At 44.2% G+C, this 12,653-nt stretch carries 11 protein-coding genes and 1 other annotated feature; of the genes, 2 read left to right on the top strand and 9 right to left on the bottom strand.

Annotated elements, in window-relative coordinates:
- Positions 1 to 220 (top strand): transposase (locus tag BUA56_RS09090; protein ID WP_072851092.1); only part of this gene is annotated, 220 nt, incomplete at its 5' end.
- 139 nt (positions 221 to 359) lie between these two features.
- On the opposite strand, the gene BUA56_RS09085 is transcribed toward BUA56_RS09090, so the two are convergent.
- The 6 genes from BUA56_RS09085 to BUA56_RS09060 form a co-directional block, all read right to left on the bottom strand.
- The gene (locus tag BUA56_RS09085; protein ID WP_278320851.1) at positions 360 to 893 is read right to left on the bottom strand and encodes a VanZ family protein; all 534 of its coding nucleotides are present in this window, start codon (positions 891 to 893) and stop codon (positions 360 to 362) included.
- Positions 894 to 1,279: 386 nt separating this feature from the next.
- On the bottom strand, positions 1,280 to 3,694 hold the full coding sequence (gene leuS, locus BUA56_RS09080; protein ID WP_072851088.1) for a leucine--tRNA ligase: 2,415 nt from the start codon (positions 3,692 to 3,694) through the stop codon (positions 1,280 to 1,282).
- A 67-nt stretch (positions 3,695 to 3,761) separates the two neighbouring features.
- Positions 3,762 to 3,984 (bottom strand) — a binding site (T-box leader).
- Positions 3,985 to 4,053: 69 nt separating this feature from the next.
- Positions 4,054 to 5,163 carry a sensor histidine kinase gene (locus BUA56_RS09075; protein ID WP_072851086.1) on the bottom strand — a complete coding sequence of 370 codons (1,110 nt, stop codon included), beginning with the start codon at positions 5,161 to 5,163 and terminating at the stop codon, positions 4,054 to 4,056.
- Position 5,164: 1 nt separating this feature from the next.
- Positions 5,165 to 5,818 carry a response regulator transcription factor gene (locus BUA56_RS09070; protein ID WP_072851085.1) on the bottom strand — a complete coding sequence of 218 codons (654 nt, stop codon included), beginning with the start codon at positions 5,816 to 5,818 and terminating at the stop codon, positions 5,165 to 5,167.
- Between the two features lie 31 nt (positions 5,819 to 5,849).
- A complete protein-coding gene (locus tag BUA56_RS09065) occupies positions 5,850 to 6,416 on the bottom strand; it encodes a hypothetical protein (RefSeq protein ID WP_072851083.1) in 567 nt (188 codons plus the stop codon).
- Between the two features lie 96 nt (positions 6,417 to 6,512).
- A complete protein-coding gene (locus tag BUA56_RS09060; protein ID WP_072851081.1) occupies positions 6,513 to 8,024 on the bottom strand; it encodes a PucR family transcriptional regulator in 1,512 nt (503 codons plus the stop codon).
- Between the two features lie 185 nt (positions 8,025 to 8,209).
- On the opposite strand from BUA56_RS09060, the gene BUA56_RS09055 reads away from it, so the two are divergent.
- Positions 8,210 to 9,151, top strand: a complete 942-nt coding sequence (locus BUA56_RS09055; protein WP_072851080.1) for a uroporphyrinogen decarboxylase family protein — start codon at positions 8,210 to 8,212, stop codon at positions 9,149 to 9,151.
- 119 nt (positions 9,152 to 9,270) lie between these two features.
- Here the strand turns inward: BUA56_RS09055 and BUA56_RS09050 are convergent, their stop codons facing one another.
- The 3 genes from BUA56_RS09050 to BUA56_RS09040 form a co-directional block, all read right to left on the bottom strand.
- Entirely contained in the window at positions 9,271 to 10,236 is a 966-nt protein-coding gene (locus BUA56_RS09050) for an IS3 family transposase (RefSeq protein ID WP_072851078.1), read from the bottom strand.
- Entirely contained in the window at positions 10,233 to 10,910 is a 678-nt protein-coding gene (locus tag BUA56_RS09045) for a helix-turn-helix domain-containing protein (protein WP_072851076.1), read from the bottom strand. The genes BUA56_RS09050 and BUA56_RS09045 overlap by 4 nt, the downstream gene beginning before the upstream one ends.
- An 80-nt stretch (positions 10,911 to 10,990) precedes the next feature.
- Entirely contained in the window at positions 10,991 to 12,592 is a 1,602-nt protein-coding gene (locus BUA56_RS09040; RefSeq protein WP_072851074.1) for a hypothetical protein, read from the bottom strand.
- Positions 12,593 to 12,653 lie beyond the last annotated feature (61 nt).

The raw sequence follows: 12,653 nt of genomic DNA, 5'->3' as shown, positions 1-12,653 counted from the left end.
AGTGATAGAAAACCTTGAAAGCATCCATGGAGCCCTGTTAAGAATGAACCGTTCGATTCAGGCAGAGGGAACATTTGGAATCATAAAAAATGACCGCTGGTATAAAAGAATCGTAAGAAGAGGAATCGAATCAGTGCGAATGGAGATATTTCTGGTTTCCATAGGCCATAATCTTTATAAATATCATAATAAGCAGATGAGACGACAGAAAGCAGCCTAAAAAGAAAAAGCAGTAATCTGTGGGGAGGGGGATTTTATGTCCTTTTTTACTCCCAAAAGGTATCTAAATACAATATAAGACCATCGACTATGCCGATGGTCTTATAAAAGGGGCTTTTTTCACAGCCCCCTTTTTCTTTTTAAGCCTGAACGTTTAACGCACCTTTCCACCACTTTCGCTCTCCCAGAAGTTTATTCAGAAGGAAAAACAGGGCATACCCCACGCATCCGCCAAAGGTATTCATGATAAGATCATCCACATCCGCAGAACGCCCGATAAAATATTGTAACGTTTCAATCCCTAATATAAATACCATAACACATAATGCTGTCTTCCACCATTTTCTTACGGAAGGAAATACCACCGGCAGAATAAATCCCATGGGAACCAGCATAACTGCATTCATAAATAATTGTTCTATCATTTTAGCGAATCCCATGAGATAGGTTTCTTTTACCCAGACAAAGGGGACAAGGTTTAAAAAATGATACCCCGGATGAAAGGTTATCCCTCCCATGAAAACAGTGACATAAAGAATACTCAGGATTACCCCGATGAAGCAATAGATAGAGAGATGCCGTACAACAGATCTTTTTCCATATTTCGTTTTGTTATATATATAAGCCGGTAGATAAATCAGAAAGGAAACAACGGCTGTTATTGGAAACACCATTAAAACGTAAAAAATAATCATAGGATATCCCTGCCTTCTTTCATTGTACCTGCAGAGCAGGCCGGTATAGTTCAAGTGTACCAGGTGTACTATTTATATTAGTACACCTGGTACACTTGAACTATACACAATTTATCCTGCAGCGTCAAGAAAGCAGAGAAAATCTTAAGGATATATTCAGAAACTTCAGAATGTATTAAAATATTTTTCCACATGCACTTGTATATATTTTTCTGTACCGACAGAGACATCGACTGAAAATTCGTATAAGCATTCGATAACAGCAATTTTTCTTATAGGCCATTTTAACATATTCCTGTCTAACATCCAGTATTTTATAAAAATAGCGCAGGTAATGTTTCCACTACCTACGCCATTTTCAGCTATTATTTCATCACTAAATTAATAATTTTCTTTGGTACATAAATTTCTTTTATAATATTTCCGGTGAGCTTATCCGCGATTGCCTCTTTGCCCGCTGCAATCGCTTCTTCCTTGGAGCTCTCCGCATTAATGCTGATAACTGCCCTGGTTTTGCCGTTGATCTGCACAGGTACTTCGATTTCATCGTCCTTCATAGCATTCTCATCTGCCTTTGGCCATAAGGTGTGGAAGACTGAGTCTTTGTGGCCATATGCCTCCCAGAGTTCCTCTGTGAGATGGGGTGCAAAAGGAGCCAGAAGCTGAATAAACGTCTCGATGGTCTCTTTGTCAATACCCCCTGTCTTTTTTGCCAGATCAATAAATTTATTATTGTACTCCATAAAACCGGAGATAACAGTGTTCAGACTAAAGCTTTCCAGACGCTGGGTAATGTCATAAACCAGCTTATGGCGCAGCTTTACCATTTCCTTTGTCTCAGCGATGCCGGCTTCTCTGCTGTCCATCGCCAGTTTCCAGAAACGGTTCAGGAAACGGTACACGCCATCGATTCCCCTGTCATCCCATTCCGCGTCCAGTTCCGGGGGACCTACAAACAGTTCATACAGGCGGAGAGAGTCACAGCCGTAATCTCTGACCAAATCATCAGGGGAAACTACATTTCCCTTAGATTTGCTCATCTTAATTCCGTTCTTTCCGGTTATCATCCCCTGATTGAACAGCTTCTGGAATGGCTCGTCAAAATCAATGGCTCCGATGTCGTACAGGAATTTCGTGTAGAAACGTGAATACAGCAAATGGAGCACCGCATGTTCTACGCCTCCGATGTACATATCCACCGGGAGGTATTTGTCTGCCTTTTCCTTGGAGACCAGTTCATTATCATTCTTATTGTCTACATACCGCAGGAAATACCAGGAGGAACCAGCCCACTGCGGCATAGTATTTGTCTCTCTTTTGGCAGGAGCTCCGCATACAGGACAGGTGGTATTCACCCACTCGTCAATAGCTGCCAGAGGAGATTCCCCGGTCCCTGTGGGCTCATAAGAATCCACCGCAGGCAGAGTCAGCGGCAGCTGCTCTTCCGGAACAGGAACATTTCCGCAGTGAGGACAATGGATAATAGGAATCGGCTCTCCCCAATAACGCTGGCGGGAAAATACCCAGTCACGGAGCTTATAGTTTACTGTCTTCTTTCCAATTCCCATGTTTTCGATCATCACAGGAGCTTCCTGCTTCAGAACAGCGGATTCCATGCCATTCCATTCACCGGAGTTGATCATGGTTCCAGAAGCCTCCGTGTAGGCCTCTGTCATATGCTCAATTTCTTTGCCGTCTTTTGCAATAACCTGGACAATCGGAATATTGAACTTTGTTGCAAACTCAAAGTCCCGGTCATCGTGGGCAGGTACGCACATAATGGCTCCGGTTCCGTAGTCTGCAAGCACATAGTCTGAGAGCCAAATCGGGGTTTTTGCCCCATTCAGGGGATTAACCGCATAGCTGCCTGTGAAAACACCTGTCTTTTCTTTGTCCTGCAGACGATCCACGTTTGATTTCATAGAAGCATCGTAAATATATTTTTCAACCGCTTCCTTTGTCTCGGCAGTTGCGAGGGAAGCTGCCAGCTTGTGCTCCGGAGCCAGAACCATAAAGGTAGCGCCATGAAGGGTATCCGGTCTGGTGGTGTACACTGTAATTTTCTCATCCCTGCCTTCAACGGGGAAGTCAACCTCCGCGCCATAGGATTTGCCAATCCAGTCGGACTGCATCTTTTTAACTTTCTCCGGCCAGTCCAGTTTGTCCAAATCACTTAAGAGACGATCTGCATATTTTGTAATCCGCAGCATCCACTGGCGGAGATTTTTTTTGGTTACCGTTGCTCCGCAGCGCTCACAGCATCCGTTGACAACCTCCTCATTCGCCAGTCCAGTCTTACAGGACGGGCACCAGTTGATAGGGAACTCCTTTTCATAAGCCAGGCCTTCCTTAAACATTTTCACAAAAATCCACTGGGTCCATTTATAAAAATTAGGATCTGTGGTATTTACTTCTCTGTCCCAGTCGTAGATTGCAGCAATATCATTGATCTGCTTTTTGATATTTGCAACATTCTCTGCCGTGGATTTCGCGGGATGTACGCCCATCTTTATGGCATAGTTCTCTGCGGGAAGTCCAAAAGCATCCCATCCCATGGGATGGATCAGGTAGTATCCCTGCATCATTTTATAACGGCTCCATACATCAGAGATCACGTAGCCTCTCCAATGACCTACATGGAGGCCATTTCCGGAAGGATATGGGAACATATCCAGACAATAATATTTGGGTTTTTGGCCGTCATCCACGTTTACCGGTTTTTCTTCCCAGTTTTTTCTCCACTTCTGCTCGATTGCCTTATGATTATAAGGTGTAGCCATGTTTCTTTCCTCCTACATATATGTGATTTGGTACAAAAAACCCTTCCGTGTCTATGCCCTATAAGACCATAGAGACGAAAGGGTTAACATTCCGTGGTACCACTCTACTTCATCCCCAGAGGGATGCACTCGTTCTTCTGTAACGGGAAGTTCCCGCTCTGACCTACTGAAAGTATGCGTTCAGCCAGAGAACTCTGAGGCGAGTTGGGAGTTCTTCACTGCTGCCTTTCACCTGCCGGCAGCTCTCTGAAAGCTGAGAGACTCTTACTGCTCCTCTTCTGCGTTTTTGTCTTATTGACTAACTGTTATTCTACCCAGAACGGGAAAATTTGTCAAGGGGATGCAGGAAATTCTCTGTTTTACTCCATAATTTGAATGGTAACCGTCGTGCCCTCTTCCCTGGAGGATGCATAACTCATCTTCCATCTGTGCAGTTTGATTATATCATAACACAGGGCTATGCCAAACCCATTGTTCTTGACTGTCTCCCGGGGCCACCGATGGTTTTTATTCAGATACCTGAGCTCTTCTTCCCCTATCTCTTTTCCGTCATTCCAGACTGTAATGTATTTGCCCTTTCCGGTGAGTTTCACCCGTTCGCCTGCTCTCTTCCCATTGGAAATCAAGTTTTGAAACAGACATTTTATTAGATTCGGATCCCCTGTGATCGAAATAATATCATTCTCTGTCTCCAGTCCCTCATAACTTTCTTTCAGCTCCTGAAATAAAGTATCTGCATTTATCTCCAAACAGCGGATGGTGCCTTCTCTAAGGTTTCCCATGATCAAAAGTCTGTCTACCCGTTCCGCCAGCGTGCGGGCTTCTTTTACAATCTGCTGGCCTGCAAAAAAGCAATCCTCCCCGCATATGTTTCCCATCTGGACATACTGCCCATAACCCTGGATCACGGTAAGAGGATTTCTCAGCTCATGAGCAATATGATTGACCGGCTTATAAATTTTTTTCATTGTTATATACAGCATTGTACCAATAATGGCTGCAAGCATAAGACTGACACAGGCAAGACCGGCGAGACGCTCTTTTTGTTCTTTATATACCTGACTGATATCCTCCATGTAAATAATTTCATAAAATTTCCCCTGAATCTCTTCTGTATCATGGAGCAGAACATATTTGCGGCCGCTGTACGTTACAATATCCGCACTGTATGAAAACTTCAGATCCGCGGGAACATAGTTTACAATGCTCTCACCATTTGCTAAGACAGTCATCCTGGCATTCCCTGTGTAATATCCTCTGCAGATATATTTGATCTGTTCATTGATATCCGATGTATCCTCAAACTCTGATACTGCATAGGCAAACCGCTGTTCTCCCATAAGGGCCATCTCCATCCACCGCTCCAGGTCATTTTGAAACAGCACCTGGGACAGGCAGAAAAGACCTGTATTCAGTACCAGTAAAAATAACAGGAAGGTAATCAGATAGTTTTTTTTCCATAGCTGCATCCTATACCTCCAGACGGTATCCATACTTAAAGATGGTTTTTATCTGCTGTTCCAGTCCCAATTTTCTTCTGATGCGCTGAATATGTACGTCTACAGTTCTGTCGTCACCGAAGTAATCCATTCCCCAGGCCAGATCAAGAAGCTGGGATCTGGAGAGTGCTATATTTTTATTGACAATTAAAGCCTGCAGAAGCCGAAACTCTCTGTTGGTCAGCACCACTTCTTTCCCCCTTCGATATACCACATGTTCTTCTAGGTTAACCTGAAGATCCTTCAGATAAAATAGTTTCTCTTCTTTATGAAATCTCCGCAAAACCACCTGTACCCGTGCAATCAGCTCTTCCATAGCAAATGGCTTTACAATATAGTCCTCTGCTCCGCTGTTCAGTCCCCGCACCCGGTCAGGTACCTGGTCCCTCGCCGTCACATAGATGACAGGCAGATCCCTCATCTCTTTGATCACCTGAAATCCATCCATATCCGGCAGATTGATATCCAATAATACCAAGTCTATCCTGCACCCGTTGTCCTGTGCCAGCTGCACCCCTTCCCGCCCTGTGTATGCCTGCAGGCAATGGTGCCCTGTCATTGTCAGAGTCCGTCGGATTAATTCATTAATCCCGCTCTCGTCTTCTACAATTAATATTTCTGCCACATTGGTTACCTTTCCGCACTGTCTTTTTCTTTTATTTGGGATGATCTGAGGTCTCGTAAGCCAATTCCCCGATCTTGATCAGGTCTTCCAGGGATAAATCCGATACTTTCAGCAGTGACGCATCCAGCCCCAGGGTCTCACAGTATTTTTTGATTACCTGTCCGCCTCCGTCAAAGGCATAGACATCGCTGATATACACCTCCAAAGTAAAGACTCCTTCTTTTGCATTCTCCGAAAGAAGGGGGTTGTCCCCCAAATCCTTTTTCAGATTCAGCGCCTCCTCATAATTTCTCATATCTTTGGTGATATCTTTCATCGTAACTGTCTCGTAGTCCAGTCCAAAATGGGTGCATACCTCTTTTACAATCTCCTGGTCCTCTACCGCATCCCGGTACAGAGTACTGTCATTCCAGCCCCGATAATAGGGAATCTCCTCTATTACGCCCTCGGTCAGCGATTCCGAAGCTTCTTCCGCCACTCTGCGCTCCGCAAGATTCTGGCCATATACAGCCAGGATACCCGCTGTTCCTGTCACTCCCAGAGCTGCTGCCGCTGCAATAATAATTACTTTATGCTTTCTCCATCTTTCATTCCTCATAAACAGTCCTCCTTATATCCTATCTGGTTTCCTTCTTCTCTTTCAGTGTAAGGAAGACTTATTGCAGACTTATTACAGGAGAGGAAAAACATACACTTAATTATCATTTTTCAGAACCTCCATGGATAAGATCAGATAGATTCTGTTTTTAGGATCATCCAAATCCATACATAAAAAACGCCGGATCCGCCTGAGCCGTTCCAAAAAGGTTGTCCGGTGAATAAACAGGACTTCTGCAGCTCTGCTTGTATTGCACTTTTCCCTGTAATACGTTTCCAGGGTCTGCAGATAAAAGGTCTTGTTCTGCCTGTCATATTCCTTCATGCGCAGAAGGCCTTCCGGCACCAGTTCCTTCGGGGAAAGACTGCCTGTACAGTTGTAAATCATATAGTCCAGACAGTATTCCTCAAAGTCATAATACCATTTGGTAGGGTCTTTCTTTTCTCCCGTCTCAAGCGCTGCGACCGCTTGAAGATAAGAGGCTCTGATATTGCGGATTCCCGCCGCAGCCCTCCCTTTACCTGTCTTCAGATAGTTCTCCCGAATAAAGATCCGCAATTGTTCCTCTGCCGATTCCCTGCCGCGGCCCAGAAGTGTTTGATTTACTATTGTTACAAGACAGTCTTCATATTCCAGCCCGTACGCATGCTGAAATACGTGTTCCACCTGCGTGCACTGGCTCCCCACAAAGCGGTACTTTTTTTCCAGCTCTGTAATCTTCAAGCAGTAAACCTGATAGCTGTGATCCTCCTCCCATTGCAGAGCGTCCAGCACAAGCTGAAGGCTCTCCCGATGTGTTTCTTTCCCTGTTATCAAACCTTTCAGGACAGCCGTTTTCTCCTCCTGATTCTGACACAGCTGCATATAGTTTTGGTCATAATACAGGCGGATATATTCTCCCAGATATTCTAACAAAAAGCGGTCACTCTCACGAAACAAAACCCGGCTTTCCTGGAGATTGAGACCAAGGGTATAATTTCCCCCGCACCGCACTCTGTAGCTGAGATTACGGTACGGCAGAAATTTACTTTGATACAGGAAAGCCGAGCTGCTGTTCCATAATTTTTGAAATTCTGTCTCAAAGCGGAAGCTGCACATAACATCCTGGCTGACGGTATCTGTCTCCTTTTCTCCTGATTCCAAACCGGTTAATGCTAAAAAGCGGTAATCCTGATCGCACAGAAACAAAGGATTCTCAAAAATTCCTCTGCACGCATCTATCATACTTTGTATATTTTTGCGCTTATTGATACAATTCTGCATTTCCTCTTCCCAGGCGCTGTATTTTTCAAAAATCTCCAGGATATAGTTCAGGTATGCCTCTGTCCCCTGTTCCATGACTGCCAGAACCGTCCCCTCCCGGGAATTGTAAGAGAGAGGAAGTTCCTCCAGTCTGCCTGGATAAAGCAGACAGCTTCCTTTTTTCATCTCCGGCATCTCTTCCAGTGTTTCCTTTGAAGCTATATACAAATATCCGGCTTCCAGAAAATGCTCTCCCTGGTACATACGTACCTTTGAGAGAAGAGGCTTGTGATAGCCTTCTCCTTCCACAACGCCGGCCAGCCGGCCTTCCAGCTCTTCCTTTATTAAACATGCACTTAGTCTCATCCGTATTCTCACCTTATCTTATATCTTTCTCAATTATACTTCCTGATGCCAAAGCTTTCAACGTTTTTACTTTTGAATACTACAAATTGATGTGCCGTTCATCAAAATCCGCTCTGTTTTGCGGATAGAAAAAATGGCGAAAAGCTTCTACTATTATAATAAAAAACAGATAGGGAGGCAGCTGCATGAATGCAAAAGAAAACCTGATTCGTACACTTACCGTAGACCATCCTCAATGGGTTCCTGATATGCTGAAAGATTTTCGTTATCTGATTGGTCAGGCTGAAATTGGAGAAATGGAAGAAAATGATTATGACTGGTTCGGGGTTCATTGGACCTCATCCGCCGACGGACCCGGTATGCCGGCCCCCACTCCGGGCAGAGAAGTTTTAACGGATATCACCGATTGGAAAAATACTGTTAAATTTCCGGATCTGGATGCTGTAGACTGGGATTTCATTGCTGAAAAGTGGGGTGTTCTGAAGGATCGGGACACGGTGGCGAATTACTATCTCATTCCCCAGGGTATCTTTGAACGGACCCACGCGCTGATGGGCTTTGAGCAGGCATTGATTGCCTTATATGAAGAACCCGAAGCATATGAAGAACTTGTGGAAGCCATCACCTGTTATAAAATCAAGCTATACCAGAAGCTTATAGATCATATGGGCGCGGACGCCATTGCACACAGCGATGATTTTGGCACACAAATCAGTACTTTTATATCCCCGGCAATCTTCCGCAGACTTTTCAAACCCCGTCTGAAACGGATTGCAGATGCGATCCATGAGAAGGGATGTATTGCTATTATGCACAGCTGCGGAAAAGTGGATACTTTGGTGGATGATTTTGTAGAGTGCGGTTTTGACGGCTGGGAGCCCTGTATGGTATGCAATGATCTGGACAGTCTTGTAGAAAAGCACGGGCAGCACTTTTCCTTCAGCGGAGGGCTGAATTCCCAGGCACTGAATGTTCCATCCACTGCAGAGGAAGACATACGGGAAGAGCTTCAAAGGCGGATCGGGCAGCTGGGCCGTTTTGGGGGCTATGTACCCGCATATGTATTGCTGGAGCCCAGATTCTACGACGTCTGCTCTGAGGAACTAAAAAAATATAAAATAAGGTAAGGTAAAACCGGCGATATGCCCTCTTTTAGAAGTGATATGCCCCTTGTCAAGTAGACAAGTAAAATATCTAAAATTAAGTGCTGATGAATGGCCACACCGTTTCAAGTGTGGTCATTTTTCTATGCACACCATTTCTCTTTATATTTCTCAATTCGCTTGTTCTTTGCTATAGGATACTCTGTTGGTTCATCCGAAGTTAATGCTTCAATCCGTACCTCCAATGGTGACTTGCACTGATATCTGTCCTGGGGGCGTTCTTTACTGTAAAATCGTATATAGTCCTTAATTGCAAAGCGTAAGGACGTTTCATCTGTTATCTCATACATTTGATACATCTCGGTCTTGAGGATACCCCAGAATCCCTCTGTGGGGCCATTATCAATGCAATGCCCTACTCTTGTCATCGACTGTTCCATTTTCTGTTCTTTCAGTTTTCTTTGAAATAACCTACTTGTATACTGGAATCCTCTGTCGCTGTGAAAGAGCGGCCTTGCACCTGGATTGGCAGCAATTGCTTTATCAAATGTTTTAAATACCAGTTGATTGTTATTCTTGCAGCTGATCACATAGGAAACCGGGTATCGGTCATATAGATCCAAGATCGCACTTAAATATAGTTTCTTCTTCTTTCCCGGAACTTTGAACTCCGTGACATCTGTTACCCATTTCTGGTTTGGAGCCTCTGTATAGAACTCTCTCTTTAACTTATTTTCCGCTGTTGTTTCTGGAGTGGATGCTCTATATTTCTTCTTTTTCTTTCTGATGACAGCATGAATATTCAGCTTTTTCATGATCCTATGTACTCGCTTAGGACTATAACAAGTATGGTTGAAATGATTGATCCATGATGCCATTCTGCGGTAACCAAGGATGTGACGGAACCGTTCATCATACTCTTTGATCAGCTCAGCCAGCTTTTGGTTTTCCTGCTCCTGCACAGGAATGTCCCGGTGCAGCCATTTATAGTATCCGGCTCTGGAAATCCCAAGCTGCTTACACATCCAGTTTATACTCCACTTCTTATCTTCATAGAAGTGCTTCACCGCCAGATATTTTGATCCGTAACGTACTTTTCCAATCCTCACATCCCTTCGAATTCTTTCACTTTTTTTAACAATTCGACCACCATATCTTTTTCTTCAAGCTGGCGTTTCAGACGTAGATTTTCACGCCGTAAACGCTCTAGCTCATCGACTTCACCGTCTGTTTTGTGATGACCACGCCTGTCTGACAGCCCATCTTCCCCGTCAGCATCATATTTCTTTACCCAGGAATAGACCTGGCTGTATGAAACATCATATAAACTGGCTGTTTCCTTGTAATTGCGATTATGTTCAATACAGTATCGAACGATTTCCATGCGTTCATCTATCGTTGTTTTCCTGCGTGCCTCTGCCATATAGACCTCCCGTTTCGGATTATAATCCTTAAGTTCTCTATTGGCATTATACATGCAAATCCAGTCTCGCAAAACCTTTCGGCTTGAAATATTGTATTTTGCAACAATGTCATCCACACTTCCTTGTCCGGACAAAACGGCTTCGGCGCACAAGATTTTGAACTCTGATGAATAGGGGGCGTTACCTTTTCTATTTTGAAAGGCAGACAAACCATGCTGCCTGTATTTAGCAATCCATTCACTTAGTTGTGTGCTGCCGATCTGATATTTAGCTGCCAGAGAATCATATGAGCCTAAACCGTCAAGATACTCTTGAGAAACCATTGCTCTGAACTCTGGCGTATGCGGTGATTTGGACATGAAAATACCTCCTAAGTAGACTTTTGTTATTTACTTTGTCTACTTAAGAGGCATCATATCAAAGCATATCGCCGGTTATTTTATTCTATCACTATGACTGTATTGGCAGGTGAACCTTCAGAATATTCCAGAGAAATGGTATCACCGATGTCATACCCTATGATCTGCGGAAAATCTACAACAGGAACATCAAAGATTCCCTCCTTGCCGGTCAGCGTTATATAGAAATGGGAATTCCCGTCAATAACTGCCTGGGCCATCTTCTCTATGGCACCGCTTACCTTTAGATTATCACTTCCTCCGGCATTGGAGATGCCCATCCCGGAGAGCAGCTTCGTGTATTGTTTCTGACACTCGGCCACAGTATCCCCTATAGCAACATTCTGATACTTCTGTATATTAACCATCGCATACTTTTTCACCAGTCCCGCCTCATCCTTCAGAGCCATAAAGTACGTAGGCTCATTGCTGATGTTCAGCAGAAGTGGGAAGGTTGCTTTATATCCCAGATTCTGCACCTGCCCCTGGGCAGAGTCCATAGCTGAGTACTCTTCCGCGCCGCTTACCGGGTAATATCTGGTTTCCATTGTTCTCTGATTCATGAGCACAAAGGCAACGTTAGAGCGATCCCCTGTGACAGAGGTAATGCCGGTATATACCCATACATCGTCATCCATGGCGATATAGTTAAACCCTTCTGTTGTTTTCAGGCATCCCTTCTGTCCTAATACACTGTTCAGAAAACCATTTTTCAGAGTACCATGATAATTGTACAGCTGAATCAGCAGCTCTGCCGGATAGACCCGGTCTACCCAGGTCGGACATTCATCCACAGGTACATCCACCGTCTCCCCGGTGACTGCATTGCACAGCACTACTCTTCCGATGGTCTGGCCGCCAAACAAGCCGATATTAAATTTTTTCACCGGACAGATCCAGTATGGCGTCCCTGTCTCGTCGATCTCAAAGCTCAGCTGATCGAACATATACGTAGGGTAGCGGAAACGCAGGTGCCTGTAAATATTTCTGTTAAAATACTCAGACATAGAATATTTAATGCCTTCATTGAGCTTGACCAGCTCTGTGTTCTGTGTGGTCATGTCAATGGTGATATAGGCCGGAATTCCGGCTTTTTGGTTGGTCAGCCACTTAATGGGGCTGGCATATTCCAAAGGTGTCACACGGACAGGCTTTCCCTGATAATTAATCTGTGAATACAGATCACTCACCTGAAACTGGGAAACCATATCTACCATACTTCCCATTTTACGGTTGCCCAGCAGCACCGCAGAATCCTTATCAAGAAGAGGAATTCTGTCAAAATCTGCCTGCTCAATATCCTCTGCAAAATCTCCTTCGGTCTGTGTGATTAATTTCTGATACTTTTGGGCATTTACAATGGGGGAAGAAAGAACCGATCCAATCAGGTAAATAACAGCGATCAGAATGATTACCCCGAGGCCAAATTTAATAATCTTGTTTTCTTTAATATCTTTGACGCTGTGAAAGCTGCTTCTTCTGCGGAGCCCGTAAATCACCAGAATCACTGCTACCACTGCTGCCAGGAAAAACCAGAATCCACTTTCGTGGATATTGATCGCCGGCAGTGTGACATAATAATAAATGCCCGCTAAAATGATAACTGCCAGGACAGCTATTATCTTACTTTTTTTTGTACTCATAGTATAGTCTCCTTCTTATGACTTTGATTGTTATTCTAGCAACTTTCCGGGGTAAATTCAA

The sequence above is a fragment of the Lactonifactor longoviformis DSM 17459 genome (assembly GCF_900129135.1).
Taxonomy (GTDB): domain Bacteria; phylum Bacillota; class Clostridia; order Lachnospirales; family Lachnospiraceae; genus Lactonifactor; species Lactonifactor longoviformis.
This window is presented reverse-complemented; position numbering and strand designations above follow the sequence as displayed.